The sequence below is a fragment of the Acinetobacter sp. HR7 genome, assembly GCF_000773685.1.
In the GTDB taxonomy this organism is placed as follows: domain Bacteria; phylum Pseudomonadota; class Gammaproteobacteria; order Pseudomonadales; family Moraxellaceae; genus Acinetobacter; species Acinetobacter thermotolerans.
This window is the reverse complement of record NZ_JPQO01000224.1, coordinates 1-23090: the sequence shown is the minus strand read 5'-3', so window position 1 is coordinate 23090 and position 23090 is coordinate 1. Positions and strand designations below refer to the sequence as shown.

Below are 23090 nucleotides of genomic sequence, written 5' to 3'. Positions count from 1 at the left end.
ATGTCGACCGAGTTTTATCCAGTTTTCTGCAAAAGGTCGGGGAAATGGATGCAGGAAAATGTAAATTTTCATACAATACCTGCACCTCGACATAGGTGCAGATAATGAGTAATACCACCCCTGATTTTCAAGCTGACGAATTTTTACTGGACCACTACGTAGGCAAAACGCCGCTGGTGCGTTTACAGCGTCTGGCTAGTCACACTCAAGCGACAGTGTTAGCAAAGCTCGAAGGCAATAACCCTGCGGGTTCGGTGAAAGACCGCCCAGCCTACAACATGATCATGCAAGCAGAAAAGCGCGGTCAGATCAAGCCGGGTGATACCTTGATTGAGGCGACGAGTGGGAATACAGGGATTGCTTTGGCTATGGTGGCAGCGATGCGCGGCTATAAAATGAAGCTGATCATGCCGGACAACATGAGCCAGGAGCGTAAGGATGCGATGCGTGCTTATGGTGCTGAACTGATTGAAGTGACCAAAGAGCAGGGCATGGAAGGTGCGCGTGACCTGGCCCAGCAAATGGAAAAAGAAGGCAAAGGTCTAGTGCTAAACCAGTTCGGTAATCCTGACAATGTTGAAGCGCATTACCTGACTACGGGTCCAGAAATCTGGCAACAGACTGGCGGCAAGATTACGCATTTTGTCAGCTCAATGGGTACCACAGGCACTATCATGGGTGTATCCAAATACCTGAAAGAAATGAATCCGGATATCCAGATTGTGGGTTTGCAACCGTCTGACGGTTCAAGCATTGCCGGGATCCGTCGCTGGCCGGAAGAATATCTGCCAACCATTTTCGACCGCAGTCGTGTCGATCGTATTATAGACATCCCACAGATTGAAGCAGAACGTACCATGCGTAAGCTGGCACAGAAAGAAGGGATTAGTGCCGGGACTTCATCTGGCGGTGCGGTATGGGCATCGATCAAATTGGCAGAAGAAAATCCGGGTGCAGTGATCGTGTGTATTATTTGTGACCGCGGTGACCGTTATCTGTCTACCGGGTTATTCTCTGTCCAAGATCCTGAATAATTTCCGAGAACAATTAGATGCGTTTGCCTGTTTTAACGTTTGATATCGAAACCCAGACTGATTTGAAGTCAGGCGCGCATCTGTTCGGTCTGGATCTGCCTGAAGAAAGCCTGGATCAGGCCTTGACCAAATTACGCCGTCAGGAGTCGGGTTCAGACTTTCAGCGTTTGCCGCTGCATGAAATTGTCTGTATTTCCGGCCTGTGGGTAGACGAGCAGGGCATGAAGCTGTTCTCCTTTAGCCGGGAACAGCATTCAGAAGCGGAAATTTTAAGAAAATTTTTATCGATTTTCGACAAGCGTCATCCAACGCTGGTCAGCTGGAATGGCTCACAATTTGATCTTCCGGTCATTCTGTACCGTTCCATGTATCATGGCCTGTCTGCGCCAAGCCTATTCGATCAGGGCGAAATTGATACGCAAAAGCGCTATAATAACTACCAGAATCGTTACCACCAGCGTCATATTGACCTGATGGATGTGATGGCCATGTTTCATGCCCGTCATTTCCAGAAACTGGATGATGTGGCACATTTGCTCGGTTATCCTGGCAAGCGCGGTGATGGCGGCTACCATGTGCCCGAATATGTCCGTAACCAAGAATGGCTCAAGCTGACCAGCTATTGCGAAGGTGATGTGCTGAATACCTGGCTGGTCTATATTCGCTGGCTGTTGCTAAAGGGACAGTTATTGCTGCCTGATTACCAACACTTGGTGCAAAGTACGATTCAATATCTGCAGACACAGCCGCAACATGCAGATTTTTTATCAGTCTGGCGTGAAACCTCACAACGAACTGAATTTACCCGTTTTGATTTTCCCATCTCCACATAGGTTTTCATGAAACATCGAGCTCAACCACGGCCCAAGCAGCATCCCGAGTATATTTTCAAGGTTGAGTCACTATCGCACGAGGGACGTGGCATTGCTCACTATGGTTCGCATCCGGACCATCCTGCCGAAAAGCACGGCAAAAAAGTCTTTATCCGTTATGTATTGCCGGGCGAAACTGTTCGCGCCCGCATTACCCGTGAAGTAAAGAAGCTGGAAGAAGCTGATTCGCTTGAATTACTGAGCGAAGCCTCCACTATTCGGGTAGAGCCAGTCTGTCCGCATTTTGGGATCTGTGGCGGTTGCAGCATGCAGCACATTGACCCGGATGCACAGATTGAGCTGAAGCAGAATGTACTGAAATCACATCTGGAACATTTTGCCGGCATCCAGCCGGATGAATGGCTGCCACCGCTTCGTTCATTGCGTGAAGATTACCGTCGCAAGGCACGCATTGGCGTCCGTTATTTACCAAGCAAAGACAAGCTGGTGGTAGGTTTCCGGGAAAGTCAGAGCAATAAGCTGACCTCAATTGATCGCTGTATGATCCTCGATCGTGAGTTTGGATCAGTTACACGCCTTAAACAATTGCTCCAAAGTCTAAATGGTAAGGCAGACATTGGTCATATAGAATTGGCGATGGGGGATCAGGAAATTGCGCTGGTGGTTCGTGAAACAGCAACTTTAGCGGAACAGGATGTCAACCTTTTACGTGATTTTGCGTTAAAGAAAGGATGGCAGCTGTATCTCCAGCCGGCAGGGCAGCATCAGCTTCGCCGGGTGGATCAGCCACAGTTGCCAGCACGTTTACACTATCGTCTGGATGAGTTTGATGTTGAATTTGGCTTTGATCCGCTAGATTTTACCCAAGTGAATTCCACTGTGAACCCGCAAATGGTACGTCTGGCATGTGATTTGCTACAACTACAACCAGGAGAAAGCGTTCTGGATCTGTTTTGTGGATTAGGAAACTTTTCTTTGCCGCTTGCGCGCTGTGTTGGTGCGAGTGGAAAAGTGGTTGGTGTTGAAGGTAGTGAGGAAATGGTGCAGCGTGGTGCAGAAAATGCCAGACTGAATGGTATTGCACACCTTTCATTCTATGCTCAAGACCTTACCCAAGATTTTTCGCATCATTCCTGGGCAAATCAGGGCTTTGACGCGTTGCTGATTGATCCTCCGCGTTCCGGCGCAGCAGAAGTCATGCAATATGTGCCGAAGTTTGGTGCTAAAAGAATCGTTTATGTATCATGTAATCCTGCGACTCTAGCCAGAGATGCCGGCTTGCTGGTACAACAGGGATATCGCCTCAGTAAGGCAGGTGTGATGGACATGTTCACCCACACCGGTCATGTTGAATCGATTGCCCTGTTCGAACAAGAAAATTAAATAAACGATTAAAGAGATGATGTATATAAAAGTAGGAGAGTGGCATGGTCACAGTGCGTGAACAATTACCTGGCCGACTAAATGAGTTGTCTCAGGAAACGACTGTAGAGCATGCCGATCAAGCCCAACAGGATCTGACCGAATGGCTGGATCGTGTGCGTGGCATTTTAGATGGGGCTCCACTGAAGCAGCTCGAAGAAGTTGCCCATTTGACATTAGAAAAAGAGCTAGAAACCACGGTTCAACATCGTTCCAATACCTTCTATACGGGTATTGAAATGGCAGATATTCTGGCGCACCTGCATGTGGATGAGGATACCTTGTCCGCAGCCATGCTATATCGTTCGGTACGTGAAGGGGTGACTTCGCTGCAGGAAGTGCAGGAAAAATTCGGCGATCAGGTACATGCCTTGGTCAAAGGTACCCTGTCGATGGGTAAACTTTCTGAATTGATTGAGAACAACAAGCGCCTGGAAGACCATTTCAATAATAACCAACGGGAACATCTCACCGGCATTTATAAAATGCTGATCTCGGTGACGGAAGATGTCCGTGTCGTGCTGATCAAACTGGCGGAACGTACCTATGCACTGCGTGAACTGGCGAAATCACCACGGGATCGTCAGGAGCGTGTGGCACGCGAGATTCTAACCATCTACTCGCCACTGGCACACCGTTTGGGTATTGCCCAGCTGAAATGGGAGCTGGAAGATCTGGCTTTCCGTTACCTGGCACCAGAACGCTATAAAGAAATCGCGTCATTGCTGAATGAAAAGCGTTTGGAGCGTGAACAGTACATTCAGTTTGTGATTGAAAAACTGCGTACTGAGCTGGCACAAAACGGCATTGAGGCCGAGATCAGCGGCCGGGTTAAACACATTTATTCGATTTATCGAAAAATGAAGAGTAAAAACCTGAGTTTTGACCAGCTCTATGATATCCGTGCCGTTCGTGTACTGGTGAATTCAGTACCTGAGTGTTATCACACTCTCGGGATTGTGCATCAGATTTGGCGTCATATTCCGCACCAGTTCGATGACTATATTACCAACCCGAAAGCCAATGGTTATCGCTCGCTGCATACTGCAGTCATTGCAGAAAACAAATCGCTGGAAGTGCAAATCCGTACCCATGCCATGCATGAGGAGGCGGAGCTAGGCGTATGTTCGCACTTCAACTATAAGGAAGGTGCGAAAACTACCGACCATTCCTTCAATCATCGTTTGCATTCCCTACGTGCGGTACTGGAGCATTACCAGGAGCGTAATGAGGCTAGTGCGCATAAAGAGGAAGAAGCGGAAGCTGAGAATCTTGAACAGATTCAGGATTTTGAAGGCTTTGAAAAAATCTATGTATTCAGCCGTGATGGTGATATCAAGGAACTACCACGTGGTTCAACGGTTCTGGATTTTGCCTATCACGTACATACCGAAGTTGGGAACAAGTGCTATGCAGCACGCGTGAACCAGCGTTATGTGCCGCTGACCTATACCCTGAAAACCGGTGAGCAGGTCGAGATTCTGACCAAGAAAGACCGTGAGCCAAACCGTGACTGGCTGGTGAACTCGCTTGGTTATATCAAGACAGCCCGTGCACGTGACAAACTGCGTCACTGGTTCCGTCAGCAGGATCGTAGCAAGAATCTGGAAGTGGGGCGTGAAATTCTCAATAAAGAACTTTCACGTCTGGCGATTCACCCGAAATCAATCGATTTGGGAGATTATTGCAGCCACTTCAATGTTAAAACCGGTGAAGATATCCTGATTGGTCTGGTCAATGGGGATATCAGCCTGCATGCCCTGATTAATCAGGTGAATCGTCATATGCATCTGGATCAGGATGAGCCTGAGCTGGTGTTGAAGCCAGCGCTGAATCCACGTGCCAGTCATACACTTTCTGCACATGGTATCCTGATTGATGGTCTGGATAATGTGGAACTACATGTCGCTCAATGCTGTCAGCCAGTACATGGTGAGTCTATTGCGGGTTATATCACGCTAAATCGTGGGGTGAGCATCCATAAGGTGGCTTGTCCGGATTATGTGCGTATGATTTCGCAGGAACCAGAACGTGCGGTAGAAGCGGATTGGGAAATGCAGCCGACCCGTGGTCAAAGCGTACAGATTGTGGTGGAAGCTTATGACCGCCGTGGCCTGTTGAAAGACTTGACCCAGGTGATCTTCGCCGATCAGATCAATATCCGTCAGGTGAATACCATTTCCGAAGCGGATGGTATTGCCAATATGAAACTGCTGATCGAAGTTAAAGGTTTGGCACAGTTGTCCAAGCTGCTGGCACGTTTGGAACAGCAGCCGGGTATTATCAGTGCCCGTCGTTTGGTGCAAGGTAGTTAATTGTACTGATCGATTTGCCTAGAAAAAGCTCACCCTAGATTGGCGGGCTTTTTTATTTAGAGCATGTGAATAAGAAAGAGAATTCAAGCTATCCTAAAAATTCACTTATAGTTATTTGATAATATGCAATATATTTTTTGTTGGAAAATAATAACCAATGGTATAATTTGCCTCATTTAAAAATTGAAAGTTTTCTTGAAATAATTTTCATACGGTGAGGGTAGGCATATATGATCAGACTTCACATGTCTGACCTGATACAGAGTCAGGCAAACACGACATATCCTGCCTTGGAAAAAATTCCCGCTATGCAGCGCCGTCGATTATCTGCAATTGCAAAAATCGCGCTGAATAGTGCGATCCAAGCACTAGAAGGTCAAAGCGTCGACTATATTATTTGGGTATCTCAATATGGCGATGAGCACAAAACCCTTAGTATCTTGAATGATGTCCTGCAGGACCAAACCCCATCACCGACCCAGTTTTCTACTTCTGTGCATAATGCCATTTCAGGACTGTATTCAATTCTGTGTCAGGATGCGACCCCAGCGACTAGTCTGGCAGGGTCATGGAATGATGCCTTGGTTGAGGCCTATGCCTGGTTAAAAACTTGCCAGAACCAAAATGTACGGGTGCTTGTGGTATATTATGATGAGCCTCTACCGGTGATCTATCGTGATTTTCAGGTATTCGATGCCTTTTCCATGGCGGCTGTCTTGTCTTTGAATCAACCCAATCTTGAAATTGATCTTTCCCAATATTCCGCACCTGCTTACTATTTTCAGGAAGCACAGACTTTTCAGGCTTTCTGGCAGGGTTCAGAGCACAGCAAACTTGCGTGGCAAAAATGTTGAAATTGCAGCAGATTAAACAAAAAGCCAATTATGTCTGGCGTGTTGGTGCGACAGGCTTTAGTTTCGCCAGTTTTGGGATAGGCGGAATTGCGATTGGTAGCCTGCTTGCTCCAATTATTAAACTGACAGAACAGGACCCTGAGTTACGCCAGCAAAAGACCCAGCAGCTGATCAAGTACAGCTTTAAGGGCTTTACGGAAATGATGGTCAAGCTGGGTATCATGACCTATGAAGTCGAAGGGCTGGAAAAGCTGGAACATAGTCATCAGGAACTAGTGATTGCTAATCATCCAACCCTAATTGATGTGGTGGTGCTGATCGGGTTGATGGAACGCGCCAACTGTGTGGTCAAGCAGGCACTTTGGGCGAACCCGTTTACTAAGGGACCGGTGCAGAACGCCGGTTATATCCTGAATGCAGGATCGGAGCAGTTCATTCAGGATTGTGTCAGCCGTCTGCAAGAAGACCGAGCTGCTTCTTTGCTAATTTTTCCGGAAGGCACACGTACTGCCAAAGGTCAATTATTGAATGACTTTCAGCGTGGAGCTGCTAATATTGCGCTCCGTGCCCATGTGCCTATTCGTCCAGTGATGATTAGCTGTACGCCGTCGACATTGACCAAAAATGAAAAGTGGTATCACATTCCATCAGAACCTTTTCATATCAAGGTTCGGGTACTGGATGCCTTAGAGATTGATGAGCTGATTGATGATGTTTCTGTGAATCAGAAAAATGTCCGTCACCTGAGTCAAAAATTACAGCAGTTTTTTAACCAAGAGTTATTGAAAAATGAGCAATCTTGCTGATGAATTAAAGCAAATGATTATTGATGTTCTCGCGCTTGAATACATCACAGTGGATGATATTGAAACCGAAGCGCCTTTGTTCGGAGATGGTCTGGGACTCGACTCAATTGATGCTCTCGAACTCGGTTTGGCGCTGAAAAAACGTTATAACATTCACTTGAATGCGGAATCAGCTGAGACCAAACAGCATTTCCAATCAATTCAAAGCCTGGTTGCTTTGGTTGAAGCACAACAGACAGCATAAGAGGTTGCAATGCTTACTCAAGAACAAGTACTCGAAAAACTGCGCGAGTGGATGGAAGAGCTTTTTGAAATCGAACCTGAAGATGTGCAGCTTAACTCTAACTTGGCAACTGATCTAGATGTTGACAGTATTGATGCGATCGACTTGGTCGTGAAAATCAAAGAGTTGACGGGTAAACAAGTGAATCCGGAGGACTTTAAAAATGTCCGTACGGTTCAGGATGTGGTTACTGTCATCCAGAACATGTCAGCTGCATGAAACATCTTCTAAGAGGGATAGTGATTACCGGTTTGGTGCTCTATCCCTTTTTAGTGGGCTATGGACTGGCACAAGGATATTTTGCCTGGATCAGTATATTGCTGATTGTGCTGGGAGCACTGCGACTATTCAGCAAAGGCAATACTTTACTGTGGCCCTTGACCGGATTTGCAATTTTATGTGGTGGTCTTAGCTTGATTCTGAAAGATCAAAACTGGCTAAAGCTTTATCCGGTTTTTATGAGCATTGGCTCATGTATGATTTTTGCCAGTACATTGCTTCGACCACCTTCGATGATTGAACGCTTTGCTCGATTGGCAGAGCCAGATTTACCGCCTGAAGGCGTGGTCTGGACTAAAAAGGTCACTGTAGTCTGGTGTGGTTTTTTTATTTTGAATGCCGCCATTGCCCTGTATACCGTATATTTTGCGCCAACACGGATTTGGGCGCTGTATAACGGTTTTATCTCCTATATGTTCATGGGAAGTTTGTTACTTGGGGAATATGTCTTGCGTAAGCGGCAGCAACGTCTGCATCAGCAGCAAGAATAGTACGAAAGAATTATTAGCGAATGAGTATGTCTTGTCACTTTAAGCACCATGTAAATTCATCACGCCTGCTTTGTGTAAAAGCAGATCTGACGCCTGTTTCTTTTCAGAATTTCTGGCAGGATGTACAACAGCAGGCGGCTCAGATTCAGCCTTTAGCTTCTTCTATTTGGGCGCTTTGGGAGCAAGATAGCTATGAGTTTCTGGTGCTCTTCTTCGCAGCGCTACAAGCAGGGAAGCAAGTCCTGTTGCCCCCGAACCGGGTCAGTGAACTGGAACGAGAACTGGCAGCTGAACAGATTCATTTTCTAAAGCGTTTTGAGCTACAACATGATTCTGATGCGATCCAGTTGAATTTGGATGATGCATTTTTAAGTCAAGCTCAAGTCTATTTCTATACTTCGGGTTCTACCGGTCAGCCAAAAAAAATTCCACGTACCTTAGAACAACTTTTTAATGAAGTTGCAGGGCTGGATGCCAGCTTTAGCCTGCCAGCAGATACGATTGCGATTGCCACCGTCAGTCATCAGCATATTTATGGCTTGCTATTTAAATTATTGTGGCCTTTAGCCAGTGGTCGCAGTTTTTACCAGCATCAGCTGGCCTTTCCTGAAGATGTAGCTGATATTCAGCAGAAAATTGCTGGATTCCAGCGACCAAACTACGTGATTTCCAGTCCAGCCCTTTTAAAACGCTGGACTACAGATGTGCTGTTGCAAGATTGCCTGCTGGTCTATTCATCCGGGGGCAAGCTGGATGCAGGCGTACGTCCTTATCTGAACAGCCCAATCACTGAAGTTTTTGGCAGCTCAGAAACTGGAGGGATTGCCCATCGACAGGCGGATGATGCCTTATGGACGCCTTTTGCCAACGTTGAAGTTGGCACAGGGGAACAGAGTGAACTCGTGGTTCGTGCTGATCATGCCTATAGTCAAGACTGGATTTTGACGGGTGATAAGGTTGAACTGACTGACTCAGAGAACCTAAAGTCGACATTCAAGTTATTAGGGCGTTTGGACCGGATTGTAAAGCTAGAAGAAAAACGCTTAAGTCTGGATGCCATCGAGCAAAGCCTGTTAACTGTGGAAGGCGTGCAGCAGAGTCATGTGCTAGTGTATGAAAAAGAACACCGTCAGATCCTTGCAGCAGTTGTGGTTTTGACTGAGGCTGCACGTGCAGAACTAATTGCTTTAGGTAAGGCCAAATTTGCGGCGCAATTAAAAGCCCAGCTAGTAAATAAACTAGAAAGCATGGCGATTCCACGTCAGTGGCGCTTCTTGAGCCAGATGCCGCAAAATGCGCAGTCCAAGCTAAATAAACAATATTTGAAATCGTTGTTTTCTCCGATGCAATTACCCGTAGTGCTTGAACATCAGGTGGATGAAGATCAAATCTCCTACCAGCTTGAATTCACACCAGAACTGGAATGTTTCAAGGGGCATTTCCCGGGTCATCCGATATATCCGGGTGTGGGGCAGATTGGCTTTATCCAGCATTTTGCGCGACAAAATTGGGCAGATTTGCACTGGTGTAGTGGTTTTGAACAGTTAAAATTCCAGGATTTGATTCGTCCCTATATGGCAGTTCATCTCACTTTGAAGCGTAAAGCGCATAAAGTCAGTTTTGAGCTGCAACTCAGAGATAAAACTTTGGCATCCGGTCGTCTACTCTTTGCGCTGGAACAGCAACAACCACAGGTGACAGGCTGAACTGATGAAACAATGTTTTGTAATTCCGGTATATAACCACCCGCATTATCTGCATGCCTTAGTCCAGCATTTGAATAGCTTTCAGCTGCCGATCATTATGGTGAATGATGGCAGTGGGGCGGAGTGTACTCAGTTGTTGCGTCAGATTGCTGCTGAAAACGAACTGGTTGATCTAGTTGAGCACGAGGTCAATCAAGGTAAAGGTAAAGCGGTCATCACTGGTCTGTTCCATACTGCTGAACGTGGCTTTAGCCATGCTTTGCAGCTGGACTCTGATGGTCAGCATGACTGGCAAGATGTACAGCGTTTTCTGGACGCTTCACAGCAGAACCCGGAAGCAATGGTGATTGGTCAGCCAGTGTTTGATGAATCCGTGCCGAAAAAGCGTCTCTATGGCCGTTATGCAACGCATATCTGGGTGTGGATTAATAGCCTGTCGTTTGATATCAAGGACAGTATGTGCGGTTTCCGGGTCTATCCACTGGCGAGCACGGTCAAAATTCTGAAAACCGCAAAATTCCAGCCACGTATGGGCTTTGATACCGAAATTCTGGTGCGCCTGAAATGGGACAATGTACCATTTGTGAATGTACCGACTCGGGTGATCTATCCTGAAAATGGCATCTCACACTTTAATGTGTGGCGAGACAATGTGGGCCTAACCAAGGCACATTCACGCCTGTTTGCGGGGATGTTAGTTCGTTTACCTAAACTGGTTTATCACAAGGTGAAAGGTTAATCCGGTGGCAGACGCTCAGGCTAAAAAATGGAATGCCATCCGCGAGCGTGGTGGCATGTTGCCATTGATGTTGATGCTGGGTTTTTATCGCCTGGGCGGCAGATGGTTATGTCGTATCGTGTTGTACTTCGTAATTATGTGGTACTGGCTATTTTCCAATACTGCACGTCAGGCATCACTACAATATCTGCAAAGCCTGCATCATTTTGTTGGCAACCAATCTCCTTTTAAGACTTTACCAGGCTTGCCTAACACCTATACGCATTTAATGCAGTTCGGAGAATGCATTCTCGACAAGATTGAAGGCTGGCTGGGGCATATTCCTGAACAGCAATTAAAGCTGCATGGTCATGAGCATTTCCGCAACCATTACCAAAAAGGCGCAGTGATTGTCGTATCGCATTTTGGCAATATTGAATTGCTGCGTGCCATCAAGTCAGAACATCCGCAGAAGATTAATGTGCTGGTCTATCAGAAGCATGCCACCAAGTTTAACCAATTTCTGAAAAAGCTGAATGATCACGCCGATGTCAACCTGATTTCAGTTGATGAATTGGGTATGGAAACCGCGTTAATTCTCCAGGAAAAACTGGATCAGGGTGAATGGATTATCGTGGCAGCAGACCGTGTGCCGGTACAGTCTGATCGTGTGCAAACGTTTGATTTTTTAGGGCAGCCAGCCCAATGGCCTCAAGGCGTATGGATCTTGGCAAGTTTACTCAAGGCACCGGTATTGGCTGTATTTTGCTATCGCATGCAGCAGCATTTTGAAGTGCATATCCATTCGGTTGCAGAGCAACTCAATTTTCCACGTAAGACCCGCCTGCAGTCTATGCAACAGGTGACGCGTAGTTATGTGGCTTTATTAGAACAACATTGTATGCGTGCGCCATATCAATGGTTCAATTTTTATAATTTTTGGGATAGAGGGTAAGACGGGTGTTGATTGTAGGGGAAACTGCACTGACCATTGAAGATGTGGTGGCAGTAGCACGTCAGGAAAAAAAGGTCGCTTTACCAAGTTCAGAGGAATGGCGTGAGCTGATCCAGCGTGGAGCTGACTTTCTGGATCAACTTCTGGAAGAAGAAGGCGTCATTTATGGTGTGACCACCGGTTATGGTGATTCCTGTCTGGTCGAAATTCCTCCGCATCAGGTCAATGAACTGCCTCTACATCTGTCCCGCTTTCATGGTTGCGGCCTAGGCCAGAATCTGGATCTGATTACTGCACGTGCCGTAGTCGTCACCCGCTTGTGTTCACTGGCACGTGGTTATTCCGGTGTTTCATATGTTTTGCTGGAACGCCTGGTCTGGATGCTGAATGAAAATGTCATTCCGGTGATTCCTTCGGAAGGTTCGGTTGGAGCCAGTGGTGACCTAACGCCATTGTCTTATATTGCTGGTGCACTGGTCGGTGAGCGGGATGTGTATTGGCAAGGCAAAATCATTCCAATTGCTGAGGTATATGCAGCCAAAGGCCTGCAGCCGCATGTGATGCGTCCTAAAGAAGGTCTAGCACTGATGAATGGAACAGCCGTGATGACTGCAATTGCTTGCCTCAACTATAAAAAGGCAGAGCAGATTTCCCTAACTAGTACTTTAATCACCGCGATGAATGTGCTGGCGCTAGAAGGAAATCCAAGCCATTTTGATGAAATCTTGTTTGCCCAAAAACCGCATCCGGGACAACAAAATATTGCGGCACAACTGCGTGACTGGCTGAATAGTGAAGTACAAACTGAACATCAAAGCTCACGTCTGCAAGACCGTTATTCTTTGCGCTGTGCACCGCATATCATTGGCGTATTTGAAGATTCTAAAGTCTGGCTGCGTCAGTTTATTGAAAATGAGTTGAACTCCAGTAATGACAATCCTTTGATTGATCCAGTGAATCTGCGTGTCTTACATGGCGGGCATTTCTATGGTGGGCATATTGCTCAAGCCATGGACAGTCTTAAGATCATGATTGCCAATATTGCCGACCTGATGGATCGTCAGCTGGCACAACTGGTAGATTACAAGATGAATAATGGTCTACCACGTAACCTGACGGGTTCTAGCCTTGAGCGCTTACCGCTGAATCATGGATTTAAAGCCGTACAGATTGGTGTTTCTGCATGGACGGCAGAAGCCTTGAAACAGACCATTTCAGCTTCAATTTTTTCACGTTCTACAGAATGCCATAACCAGGACAAGGTCAGTATGGGTACCATTGCTGCACGTGATGCTAGCCGTGTGATTCTTCTGACTGAACAGGTGATTGCTGCGTTGAGCTGTGCCTGTGTGCAGGCAGTCTGGCTAAAAGGTCTAGATACAGAATTAACCCCAGTTTTAACTGCATTCCAACAATGGGTTCTTCAGTCCTTCAAATATGTGGAGGAAGATCGCCCGTTGCAGCAGGAGCTGCAAACTTTGGTTGACCGTTTTGAAAATCTGGAGCTGTTCAGCAGCGCCATCCTATCTTAAACACAGGAAATTCGTCATGCATGCCGATGTGATCATAGAAGTGCCTTTTCATGATGTGGACACCATGAATGTGGTGTGGCATGGACATTATCTGAAGTATTTTGAAATTGCCCGCTGCAAGTTGCTGGATCAATTTCAGTACAACTATAACCAGATGCGTGAATCAGGCTATGCATGGCCAGTGATTGAAAGTCATGTGCGTTATGCGCATGGCATCTTGTTTGAACAAAAAATTCGTGTTCGGGCGATTCTGAAAGAATGGGAAAATCGTCTGAAAATTGAATATCAGATTTTTGATGCTGAAAGCGGCAAACGGCTGACCAAGGGTTATACCACTCAAGTGGCTGTAGACATAGAAACCCGGGAAATGTGTTTCCAGTCTCCTCAGATTTTATTTGACCGCCTTTATGCGTGGTCAGCGTTTCAGGCCAATGCACAATGAAATTCTTGCAACAGATGAAATTCGCAGCAGCATGTAGCTGTGCGGCTGTCAGCTTAACTCTCAGCATGCCGGTAGCACATGCGCAAAATACCCAGCTACAGCAGGTGTTCACTCAGCTGTCAGCAACACCTGTGGTACGGGCTAATTTTGAACAGCACAAAAAACTGGCTTCACTGAACAAGACCTATGTATCCAAAGGCACGATCCTATTCCATAAAAATCAGGGTGTACTATGGCAAATTCAAAGTCCAGTCAAAGCCGATCTGATTGTGACCCAGAAAAAATTGGTGCAGAAAACCCAGCGCACTTCCAGTCAGATTGAAGTCGACAAAACCCCGTATGGTTCAGTCGCCACCATGTTCCTACAGCTGATGTCAGGCAATGAAGCAGCGTTGGCCAAAAACTTTACCGTGGTCTCAGCACGTTATACACCGGCAGAGTGGAATGTGACGCTGAAACCGAAAAGCAGCCTGTTTAAAAAACTGTTTATTCAGGTAGATGCACAAGGTCAGCGTTATGTGAATCAGATTGTGATTCATGAGCAGGCAAGGAATAGCACCACCATTCGTTTTAGCCAGCAAACGGCTCAGCCACAAAGCTTAACGGCAGCAGAAAATGCGCTTTTCCAGCTGGCAAAATAAGTTTACCGCACTGTGGCTGGTGATCCTGAGTGTGATCGCGATTGCACTCGGGACGGCCTGGTTGCGTCAGGATATTCGTATCCAGACCAATATCTTTGCCTTGCTGCCAGAAGCACATCAGGATGCCGATCTGGAACGGGCGCAGCAGTATGTCAGTGAACAGCTGAATGACAAGGTCTTTGTGGTACTCGATGCTCCGGATGAGCTTAGCCTGAATCAGGCAACAGCTTTACTGCGTAAGCAAGTCGGTCAGAGCCAGCTGTTTCAGCCAGTTCAGGCACAAATCGATCAGCAAAAGTTTGCCCAAATTCTGTTCCAGCATCGAGCCGGTTTGCTTTCTGCACAGGACCGTGAGCTGCTGCAACAGCAGGACCATCAGTCATTAACAGAACAGAGTATGCTGCAACTGATGAGTCCGGGCATGCCGATCACCGCAGAGCTATTGCAGCAGGATCCACTTTTACTGTTTCCACGTTATGCCATTGGGCTGAGTGGTTTGCAGGGCAATAATGACATTCAGCTGGAGCAGGGCTTTGCCACCATACATGATGATCAAGGCTTATCACGCCTGATCGTTCTACAGTTGAATAACAGCCCTTATAATATTGATTATCAGGAACAGACTTCTGCCTTTATTCAGCAAGCTAATGAGCAGTTAAAATCACTTAAAGTACAGCTACATTGGACTGGGACATTACTGTTTGCCCAGTTCGGAACCACTTCGGCCAAAGAAGAAATCTCCACCATTGGTGTGGGATCGACACTCGGCATTTTATTGCTGGTTTGGTTCGGCTTCCGTTCCATTCGCCCAATGCTGACCGAAATGATCGCTGTCGGAACCGGCTGTCTGGTGGCTTTTGCTGCGACCTATGCCTTATTTGGTGAAATTCACTTGATGACATTGGTCTTTGGTGCCAGTCTGATCGGGGTCTGTGTCGACTTTTCTTTCTATTTTATGGCGATGCAATCGCAGCATCGTCATATCGATGGATTTGAAGTCTTAAAGCCTTTATTGCCAAGCCTGTTCGTTGGTCTGATGACGACACTCTTGGCCTATGTGGTGCTAAGTTTTACCCCATTCCCAGGCTTTAAGCAGATCGCGGTATTTTCCATGGTTGGCCTGGCTGGTGCCTGGATCACCAGTATCTTGTTGCTGCCTCGTTTGCCAGCACTGAATGCCGAACCTGCAATTCGGACCCTGGCATTTATTGGTAAAGCCCGGAATTGGATTCAGGCTCGTAACTCACTACGTTATGGTCTGATTGCCATCATTCTAGTTGTGACTGGTAGCAGCCTGTTCTTCCTGAAAAGTAATGATGATATCCGTAACCTGCAAAGTATGGATCGGCAGCTGAAACAGGAAGACCAGTATGTGCGCGAACGCTTTATGCAGCAGCAGGGCAGTGAATACTTTGTTGTGCGGGGGTATACCCCAGCAGAACTGGAACAGCATGAAACAGCACTTCTTGCCAAGTTAAGCAGTTTACAAGAACAAGGTAAGCTCGAAGCAGTACAGGCTTTGGGACAATGGCTAGTACCTATAGCAACCCAACAACAAAACATCAGACTATTACAGCAAATTCCCCAACAAGATTTGGTGAGCTATGCAGAAGCCATGCAACTGAATGCCCCAGATGTGCTGAGCTGGCAACAACAGTTAGCAAATCAACCTTTGATAACCGCAGCCCAATTTAAAGATCATCCATTGGCATTCTTGCAGATGAGTCCAACCGAACGTCTGGTCATGCTGCAAAACGTGAAGGATATTCAGGCACTGGAACAGCTGACTTCAGCAAATGTACAGCTACTTCGTCCAGTTAGCCAGTTATCGACCTTATTTAAACAGCATCGTGAACATGCACAGAAACTGCTGGTCATCGCTTTGATCATTTTGGCGATTGGCTTAGGCACACTGTATGGCAAAAAATCCATCCTGCCTTTGATTTTGCCCGTTAGTATGGCATTGATGACTACCTTCGCCATTCAGGCCTGGCTCGGTGTCGAGATTAACCTGTTTAGTATTATGGGCACGTTCCTGATCATCGGGATTGGGGTGGATTACGCAATTTTTTACCGACATGGGCATGACCATCCTCAAGTCGTGGGTATGGCATTGTTCCTGTGCATGATGTCAACCTTCTTTGGTTTTGGATTATTGTCCTTTAGTCAGACTTATGCCATTCATTGCTTTGGCCTGACCGTATTATTGGGCGTTATTTTCGCATTTATTTATGCAACGTTATTTACTTCATCAGATGAAAAGCACGTTGTAATTGAGCAGTATCAGCCGAAGCGCTGAAAAATAAAGGTAAAAGTGCAATGAGCACCATGCAGCAGACAGATGTATTGATTATTGGGGCAGGTCCTTCAGGCAGTTCGGCAGCAGCCTTACTGCGACAGAAAGGTTATCAAGTGACGGTGATTGAAAGGCAGTATTTTCCGCGCTTTTCTATTGGTGAGTCACTGTTGCCTCAGTCGATGGTCTTTCTGGAAGAAGCGGGTCTGCTGGATACGGTTCGTGCACATGTCGATGAATATGCGTTCCAGTTTAAAAATGGTGCGGCATTCCTGCGTGGACCACAGCGCAGTTTCTATGATTTTACCGAAAAATTTAGTGAAGGCCCGGGAACAACTTGGCAGGTCCGTCGTGCTCAGTTTGACCATTTATTAGCTTTGGAAGCTGAAAAGAAAGGAGCTGAGATCCGTTTTGGTCATGAAGTGACAGCAGTTGATGTAGAACCTGAACATCCAGTCCTGACTGTAAAATATGAGCAGGGTGAAAGCTATCAAATTCAGGGAAAATTCCTGCTGGATGCCAGTGGTTTTGGCCGAATCTTGCCAAAATTTTTAGATCTGGAAAGTCCGTCAGATTTCCCGGTCCGTCGTGCCGTATTTACTCATATTGAAGATGGCATCCTGGATGATCCAGACTTTGACCGTCAGAAAATCCTGATCACGGTACATGATATGGATCATCGTGCCTGGTACTGGTTGATTCCCTTTGCCGATGGCCGTTCATCTTTTGGTATTGTGGCTGAACAGGATTTCTTTGAAAAATACGGTTTTGAAGATTCTACTGACCAAGACCTGGAAAGCCTGTTTAAACGAATTCTGGCCGATGATCCAAGTCTGTCGCATGTACTACGTAATGCCAAGTTTGATACACCAGTACGCACTCTCGTAGGTTACTCTGCGAATGTTAAACATCTGGCTGAACGTAACTATGCTTTATTGGGTAATGCCGGTGAGTTCCTGGATCCAGTGTTCTCTTCGGGTGTCACGATTGCCCTGAAGTCTTCCAGCTTGGCAATTCCATTGGTCAATAAAGTGTTGCAAGGCCAAAGCGTTGACTGGATGGAAGAATATGAGAAACCATTACGCCAGGGCATTCAGGTGTTCCGGGCTTATGTAGAATCCTGGTATTCCGGTGAATTCCAGGACGTTGTATTCTCAACCCGTCAGGAAGACCGGATTCGCCGTATGATTTCATCCTTATTGGCAGGATATGCCTGGGATACGACTAACCCGATTCATAAGAATGCAAAACAGCGTTTAAACACTTTGGCAGAATATTGCCGTGAAGCACTACCACAGGAAAGTTGATTTGATGACAGCAAGAATGCCTTTAAAGCTAATCTCCCTTGCATTGGCCAGCCTATTGCTCTGTAGCGGCTGTCAAAGCCTGATTCCGCAAGCTCAAGGCTTGGTGACTTTGACCTGGCCTGCGCAAAGCTATCAGCGTCAGGACCAGATTGAAGTTCAATGGAAGGAACATAGCTTTAGTTTCTTGCTGTATCAGGAACAACAGGGCAGTAACCTAGACATGGTGGCGCTGAGCCTGACTGGACAACAGCTATTTAAGCTTAGCTTTAATGGTCATAAACTTCAGGTGGAGCAGCGTATTGATGCCATGAAGCTGCTGCCTTTTGATTATGTGGTGCGTGACATCCTGTATGCGACCTATCCGGATTTTGCCAAAATGCAGTCTGCACAGGTCAGCCTACAGCAACAAAATGATATGCAGGTGGTGCTGATTCAGAACCAGCCTGTGCTAAAAATTAAAACTTTAGATGACAGTATTGAACTGAACAATGTTCAGGTGCCATACCAGATGGTGATCAGTCCTGTCAGCAATACACTAGAAAATGATGAGGGAATGCATGGATCATAATCCCAACACCGTTCATCCTGCAGTCGGGATTCAGTTAAGTGTCGGGCTGTCGGCATTGAGGGCAACTGCTGACCAGCTTAAATATAACCTCACTCATTCTGTAAATACTTTGACAGAAAGCGCTGATTTCTTGCCGGAACAGAAAGTCTGGGTCGGTGCTTATCATGGTGAACTGATCAGTGAAGTGCCAGATGCACTGAAACCGTTGGATTCACGTAACCTGCGTTTTGCCCTGACTGCGCTCAAAGAAATAGAAGCCGATGTGCAGGCTTATGTGGCTCAGTTTCCAAAGCATCGTCTAGCTGTTATTCTGGGGACTTCGACTTCTGGGGTGGGTGACAATGAAGCTGTAATGAAAGCTTATTTCACGCATCAATCTGAAGACTTGGTTGATCACCGTAAACAGGAAATGGGCTGTCTAGCTAAAGCCATCCAGCAGTATTTAGGTTGGCAAGGTGCAGCCTATACCATTTCTACCGCCTGTTCTTCAGCCGCTAAAGCCATGGCCGCAGGCCAGCGCTTGTTAAATGCTGATCTTGCTGATGCAGTTTTGGTCGGTGGTGTAGATACCTTGTGCCGACTGACTTTAAATGGTTTTAATAGCCTGGAAAGTCTCTCTGCGGGAATCTGCCAACCATGTGGTGCACAGCGCGATGGCATCAATATTGGAGAGGCAGCAGGTTTATTCTTACTTTCCAAAGAAACTGCACCAGTGATGTTGCTCGGCAGTGGTGAATCCATGGATGCCTGGCATATTTCTGCCCCGCATCCTGAAGGACAGGGTGCAGCTCAAGCTATGCGGAAAGCCCTTGATATGGCAGGGATTCAAGCCAATGAAATTGGTTACCTGAATATGCATGGCACCTCAACACCGCAAAATGATGCGATGGAGATTAAGGCGGTGCGCACGGTATTTCAGGAACATGACGTACCGTTGAGCAGTACCAAACATAAAACCGGACATTGTCTTGGCGCTGCCGGAGCGATTGAAGCTTATATCTGCCAGCAGGTGTTACTCGACCAAAGCTGGTTGCCGCTGCATCAGGATGGTGTGCTTGATCCAGAACTGGATGATCAGAACTACGTACTGAATCCAGAACTGAATCAGCCGATCCGTTATGTGATGAGCAACTCCTTTGCCTTTGGCGGCAGCAATATCAGTCTTATTTTAGGAACTACATGTCCATGATGGATGCCGTACAGTTTATTCCACATGAAAAGCCGATGGTCTTTGTAGATCATTTGATTGAAACCAATGACGAGTTTGCGATTGCTGAGCTGACTATTCGCCCTGAACTGATGTTTTGTGAAACTGAAGGTTTACCGACCTGGACCAGTATTGAGTTGATGGCACAGACAGTGAGTGCCTATGCAGGGCATAAAGGGCATTCCAAAGGTCAGCAACCGCGTATCGGTTTTTTGCTTGGAACACGCAAAATGCAATTGCCGGTGCCTTATTTTGAATTAGGCAGCGTGGTCCGTATTCGGGTAGAGCAGAGTTATCTACACGAAGGTCTAGGCCAATTTAATTGCGAAATACAGTATAAAGAACATAATTTTACTGCAATGCTGAGTGTTTATGAGCCTGCAGACAATGATGACATGATTGGGAAGTTAAAGTGAGAAGAAGAATTTTAGTCACAGGTTCAAGCCGGGGAATTGGTAAGGCGATCGCACTGGAACTGGCCAAGGCGGGTTTTGATGTCACTGTACATGCACGCTCAAGACAGCAGGAAGCAGAACAGGTCGCACAGGAAATTCAGGCGTTGGGTCAGGTCAGTCATGTACTGATGTTTGATGTGAATGATCGTGCGCAGATCGCAGCAATCTTGGAGCAAGATGTGGCAGAGCATGGCGCTTTCTATGGTGTGGTGCTGAATGCCGGTTTAACTCGTGATGGCGCTTTCCCGGCATTAACTGATGATGACTGGGATGATGTAGTCTCAACTTCTCTGAATGGTTTCTACAATGTATTAAAACCTTTGATGATGCCGATGATTCGCCTGAAACAGGGTGGCCGTATCGTGACTTTGTCTTCAGTATCTGGGGTAATGGGCAACCGAGGTCAGGTGAACTATAGTGCAGCCAAAGCTGGCTTGATTGGGGCGACTAAAGCTCTAGCTCTAGAGTTGGCGAAACGTAAAATCACCGTTAACTGTGTTGCACCTGGTCTGATTGAAACGGAAATGGTCACGGAAGAAGTGAAGGAACATGCCCTGAAAATGATCCCGATGCAGCGCATGGGACAGGTTGAGGAAGTGGCTAAAGTGGTGAAATTCCTGTGTAGTGATGACGCGAGTTACATCACCCGTCAGGTCATCTCGGTGAATGGAGGATTGATCTGATGAAACGTGTGGTTGTTACAGGAATGTCAGGGATCACCTCGCTAGGTGAAACTGCGGATCAGATTTTTGCACAATTTGCTGAGGGGAAGAGCGGTATCCGCTATATGCCGGAATGGGAAGTCTATACGGATCTGCGTAGTAAGCTTGGCGGTCCGGTTGAGTCTTTTACCGTACCAAAGCATTTTAACCGTAAGGTCACTCGCGGCATGGGCCGTGTTGCCCTGATGTCGGTGGTTTGTGCGGAAAAAGCGCTGGAAGATGCAGGTTTATTAGGTAATGAAATCCTGACGAGTGGCGACGCTGGTGTGGCTTTTGGTTCCTCAGCAGGAAGCGTAGATGCCATCCGTGAGTTTGGGGCCATGCTGCTTGAAAATAATATGAATCAGCTGAATGCAACGACCTATATTCGCATGATGTCGCATACCAGTGCGGTGAATATGACGGTATATTTTGGACTGAAAGGTTTGACCTTACCGACTTCAAGTGCTTGTACTTCTGGCTCAATGGCGATTGGTCAGGCTTATGAAGCAGTTAAATACGGTAAGCAAACCGTGATGCTGGCAGGTGGAGCTGAAGAGCTCAGCGCAGCAGGCTGTGCAGTGTTCGATGTGCTGCTAGCAACCAGTAGCAAGAATGATCATCCTGAACAGACGCCTCGTCCTTTTGATCAGAATCGCGATGGCCTAGTGGTGGGGGAAGGTGCCGGCTGTCTGATTCTGGAAGAATATGAACATGCCAAAGCCCGTGGTGCCAAAATTTATGCTGAAATTATTGGCTATGGCAGTAATACTGATGGCCAGCATGTCACTCGTCCAGATTCCGAAATGATGGGACGCTGTATGCAGCTGGCACTTAAAGATGCTCAGGTGAATGCAACAGAGATTGATTATGTGAATGCACATGGTACCTCTACCGATCAGGGGGATGTAGCAGAAACTCAGGCAACTTTACGTATTTTAGGGAAAAAGCCAATCAGCTCATTAAAAAGTTATTTTGGTCACACCTTGGGGGCTTGTGGTGCTATTGAAGCTTGGCTGAGCATTGAGATGATGCAGCGCCAGCAATTTGTACCTACCTTAAATCTGGATCATATTGACCCGTCGTGTGCAGAATTGGATTATATCCGGGGTGAGATGCGTCACATGTCCGCCGATCTGATCATGAGCAATAACTTTGCCTTTGGCGGTATTAATACATCACTGATCTTTAAAAAATCTAATTACAAATAACCATAATTTCAGAGGGTAATATGAAACTGAAAAAATGGCTGCTGGTTCTTTCAGCAGCAGGGGTAATGAGTCTTACTGCTTGTAGTACAGTTAAAATTTCTGACTATCCCCAGCGTCAGTTTAGTGTACCTGCTCAGATTTCTGCAGCAGAGGTACAAAAACAGATTAGACAAGCAATTGCACAGCAGGCACGTGCCGGTTGGGCAGTTGAACAAGCTGATAACAGTCGTGTAGTTGCGGGTATAACCCGTCGTAGCCACTATTTGCAGGTCACTTATCAGATGAATGGTCAGCAGGTATCTTCACAGATTACTGGTAGTCGTAATCTTGAGCATAAGGGCAACAAAATCCATAAAAATGCGATGGCTTGGAAAATGCGTTTAGACAATGCTGTATTTTCACAGCTGAGTTCATCATTAAATTAATTTTTTAGAGGGTAACATAATGAAGATTAAACAATTTGTTTTAGCCGCTGTGCTTGGCTTTGGGGGCATGACGACTGTTCAGTCAGCAGACCAGATGCATGACTTTGACTTTCAGGATGCGGTAAACCGTGCTGTAGCAGAAGGTGTGTTAGATGGTTCTGTAAAATTTTATCTGGCTGGTACTAAGTCAGGTGGGAAAGTGATCGAGCGCGGTCTGGTAACTAATAAAAAAACCAATGGTTTTGCCAAGTCAGCAGAGTCGTCTTGTGACCATGTACTACGTTCTGCACTGATCCAGTTTGAACGTACTGCAAAAGCGCGTGGTGCCAATGCTGTAACTAATATCGTGAGTTATTACAAAGCCAATGAAACCAAGAGCACCAAGACTTATCAATGTGCTAAAGGTACCGCAGTGGCTGGTGTAGCGCTAAAAGGTGACCTAGTAAAACTTTAATCTGAATATTTTCAGGAAAAAGCCCCGCCATTTATTGGTGGGCTTTTTTATTATATTGTTCATTATTAATCTGAATAAAAATGCATCTAAACGATCATATGAGTGCTTTGACATCCTCTCCGACCTAAAGGACGGAGATTCCTCCTGCGAGACGC

General features: G+C 46.4%; 24 protein-coding genes. All 24 read left to right on the top strand.

The features are described from left to right. Nucleotides 1-104 precede the first annotated feature (104 nt). The 24 genes from cysM (at nt 105) to GW12_RS14595 (ending at nt 22935) form a co-directional block, all read left to right on the top strand. Nucleotides 105-1034: a cysteine synthase CysM gene (cysM, locus tag GW12_RS14710; RefSeq protein WP_034588998.1), complete on the top strand. Its 930-nt coding sequence runs from the start codon at nt 105-107 to the stop codon at nt 1032-1034. Between the two features lie 17 nt (nt 1035-1051). After that, the gene (locus GW12_RS14705; RefSeq protein WP_034588995.1) at nt 1052-1867 is read left to right on the top strand and encodes a 3'-5' exonuclease; all 816 of its coding nucleotides are present in this window, start codon (nt 1052-1054) and stop codon (nt 1865-1867) included. A gap of 6 nt (nt 1868-1873) precedes the next feature. Next, the gene (gene rlmD / locus GW12_RS14700) at nt 1874-3250 is read left to right on the top strand and encodes a 23S rRNA (uracil(1939)-C(5))-methyltransferase RlmD (protein WP_034588994.1); all 1377 of its coding nucleotides are present in this window, start codon (nt 1874-1876) and stop codon (nt 3248-3250) included. A gap of 44 nt (nt 3251-3294) precedes the next feature. Beyond that, nucleotides 3295-5604, top strand: a complete 2310-nt coding sequence (locus GW12_RS14695) for a bifunctional (p)ppGpp synthetase/guanosine-3',5'-bis(diphosphate) 3'-pyrophosphohydrolase (RefSeq protein ID WP_034588993.1) — start codon at nt 3295-3297, stop codon at nt 5602-5604. 230 nt (nt 5605-5834) lie between these two features. Continuing rightward, nucleotides 5835-6458, top strand: a complete 624-nt coding sequence (locus GW12_RS14690; RefSeq protein ID WP_034588990.1) for a beta-ketoacyl synthase chain length factor — start codon at nt 5835-5837, stop codon at nt 6456-6458. Then, complete coding sequence (locus tag GW12_RS14685; RefSeq protein WP_034589017.1) at nt 6452-7264, top strand: 1-acyl-sn-glycerol-3-phosphate acyltransferase; 813 nt, start codon at nt 6452-6454, stop codon at nt 7262-7264. Before GW12_RS14690 ends, GW12_RS14685 begins: the two co-directional genes overlap by 7 nt. Continuing rightward, nucleotides 7248-7508 (top strand): phosphopantetheine-binding protein, encoded by a 261-nt coding sequence (locus GW12_RS14680; RefSeq protein WP_034588987.1) that lies wholly within the window; start codon nt 7248-7250, stop codon nt 7506-7508. The genes GW12_RS14685 and GW12_RS14680 overlap by 17 nt, the downstream gene beginning before the upstream one ends. Before the next feature lie 9 nt (nt 7509-7517). Further along, a complete protein-coding gene (locus GW12_RS14675; RefSeq protein ID WP_034588986.1) occupies nt 7518-7766 on the top strand; it encodes an acyl carrier protein in 249 nt (82 codons plus the stop codon). Next, the gene (locus GW12_RS14670) at nt 7763-8317 is read left to right on the top strand and encodes a septation protein IspZ (protein WP_034588983.1); all 555 of its coding nucleotides are present in this window, start codon (nt 7763-7765) and stop codon (nt 8315-8317) included. The genes GW12_RS14675 and GW12_RS14670 overlap by 4 nt, the downstream gene beginning before the upstream one ends. 26 nt (nt 8318-8343) lie before the next feature. Next, nucleotides 8344-10023 (top strand): AMP-binding protein, encoded by a 1680-nt coding sequence (locus GW12_RS14665; RefSeq protein ID WP_034588982.1) that lies wholly within the window; start codon nt 8344-8346, stop codon nt 10021-10023. 4 nt (nt 10024-10027) lie between these two features. Next, nucleotides 10028-10762 carry a glycosyltransferase family 2 protein gene (locus GW12_RS14660; protein WP_034588980.1) on the top strand — a complete coding sequence of 245 codons (735 nt, stop codon included), beginning with the start codon at nt 10028-10030 and terminating at the stop codon, nt 10760-10762. 55 nt (nt 10763-10817) lie between these two features. Then, on the top strand, nt 10818-11696 hold the full coding sequence (locus tag GW12_RS14655) for an acyltransferase (RefSeq protein WP_052127941.1): 879 nt from the start codon (nt 10818-10820) through the stop codon (nt 11694-11696). A gap of 5 nt (nt 11697-11701) precedes the next feature. Continuing rightward, the gene (hutH, locus tag GW12_RS14650; RefSeq protein ID WP_034588978.1) at nt 11702-13228 is read left to right on the top strand and encodes a histidine ammonia-lyase; all 1527 of its coding nucleotides are present in this window, start codon (nt 11702-11704) and stop codon (nt 13226-13228) included. Between the two features lie 16 nt (nt 13229-13244). Continuing rightward, nucleotides 13245-13670, top strand: a complete 426-nt coding sequence (locus tag GW12_RS14645) for a thioesterase family protein (protein ID WP_034588975.1) — start codon at nt 13245-13247, stop codon at nt 13668-13670. A 65-nt stretch (nt 13671-13735) separates the two neighbouring features. Next, nucleotides 13736-14311 (top strand): outer membrane lipoprotein carrier protein LolA, encoded by a 576-nt coding sequence (locus GW12_RS14640; RefSeq protein WP_227504175.1) that lies wholly within the window; start codon nt 13736-13738, stop codon nt 14309-14311. Next, the gene (locus GW12_RS14635; RefSeq protein ID WP_034588973.1) at nt 14286-16610 is read left to right on the top strand and encodes an MMPL family transporter; all 2325 of its coding nucleotides are present in this window, start codon (nt 14286-14288) and stop codon (nt 16608-16610) included. The genes GW12_RS14640 and GW12_RS14635 overlap by 26 nt, the downstream gene beginning before the upstream one ends. A gap of 20 nt (nt 16611-16630) precedes the next feature. Then, nucleotides 16631-17914 carry an NAD(P)/FAD-dependent oxidoreductase gene (locus tag GW12_RS14630; RefSeq protein WP_034588971.1) on the top strand — a complete coding sequence of 428 codons (1284 nt, stop codon included), beginning with the start codon at nt 16631-16633 and terminating at the stop codon, nt 17912-17914. Between the two features lie 16 nt (nt 17915-17930). Beyond that, the gene (locus GW12_RS14625) at nt 17931-18482 is read left to right on the top strand and encodes a DUF3261 domain-containing protein (protein WP_375730995.1); all 552 of its coding nucleotides are present in this window, start codon (nt 17931-17933) and stop codon (nt 18480-18482) included. Beyond that, complete coding sequence (locus GW12_RS14620) at nt 18472-19671, top strand: beta-ketoacyl-[acyl-carrier-protein] synthase family protein (protein ID WP_034588968.1); 1200 nt, start codon at nt 18472-18474, stop codon at nt 19669-19671. The genes GW12_RS14625 and GW12_RS14620 overlap by 11 nt, the downstream gene beginning before the upstream one ends. Beyond that, nucleotides 19668-20105, top strand: coding sequence for a 3-hydroxylacyl-ACP dehydratase (locus GW12_RS14615; RefSeq protein ID WP_034588966.1), 438 nt, complete (start codon nt 19668-19670; stop codon nt 20103-20105). The genes GW12_RS14620 and GW12_RS14615 overlap by 4 nt, the downstream gene beginning before the upstream one ends. Next, complete coding sequence (locus GW12_RS14610) at nt 20102-20827, top strand: 3-ketoacyl-ACP reductase FabG2 (protein ID WP_034588965.1); 726 nt, start codon at nt 20102-20104, stop codon at nt 20825-20827. Before GW12_RS14615 ends, GW12_RS14610 begins: the two co-directional genes overlap by 4 nt. Further along, complete coding sequence (locus GW12_RS14605) at nt 20827-22056, top strand: beta-ketoacyl-ACP synthase (RefSeq protein WP_034588962.1); 1230 nt, start codon at nt 20827-20829, stop codon at nt 22054-22056. Before GW12_RS14610 ends, GW12_RS14605 begins: the two co-directional genes overlap by 1 nt. 20 nt (nt 22057-22076) lie before the next feature. Further along, the gene (locus GW12_RS14600) at nt 22077-22481 is read left to right on the top strand and encodes a hypothetical protein (RefSeq protein ID WP_034588960.1); all 405 of its coding nucleotides are present in this window, start codon (nt 22077-22079) and stop codon (nt 22479-22481) included. Nucleotides 22482-22500: 19 nt separating this feature from the next. Beyond that, nucleotides 22501-22935 carry an excinuclease gene (locus GW12_RS14595; RefSeq protein ID WP_034588958.1) on the top strand — a complete coding sequence of 145 codons (435 nt, stop codon included), beginning with the start codon at nt 22501-22503 and terminating at the stop codon, nt 22933-22935. The last annotated feature ends 155 nt before the right edge of the window (nt 22936-23090 follow it).